Raw genomic sequence first — 270 nt, 5'->3', positions numbered from 1 at the left:
ACACAGGAGACGATGGCGTTGCCCAGACGGGCCGAGAGTGAGAAATGACCAAGCGGGGCGACGGCGTGAACACTGCTTTGCGCGATGATGGTGGCAAGGCTCGATCCGAGCGCGAGAAGCAGGAGGGGAACTTTCTCCAACACGATGCGGCGGAGCGGTTGGCGGGGAAAGAGTTCAGTCGGTTCCGGAGAGAACGGAAGGCGACGCAAAGGCCAGTAGTCCAGGAGCAGAAGCAAAACGGGGAGTGTGACGAGCATCGGTTTGCTGAGG

Annotated in this window: 1 protein-coding gene; it reads right to left on the bottom strand. The window is 60.7% G+C overall.

Annotated elements, in window-relative coordinates; all coding sequences use genetic code 11:
- Positions 1 to 257 (bottom strand): hypothetical protein (locus ACLJNW_RS25390; protein ID WP_410961393.1); only part of this gene is annotated, 257 nt, incomplete at its 3' end.
- Positions 258 to 270 lie beyond the last annotated feature (13 nt).

The organism is Salmonella sp. SAL4457 (assembly GCF_046548235.1).
Classification (GTDB): Bacteria; Pseudomonadota; Gammaproteobacteria; order Enterobacterales; family Enterobacteriaceae; genus Salmonella; species Salmonella enterica.
This window is presented reverse-complemented; position numbering and strand designations above follow the sequence as displayed.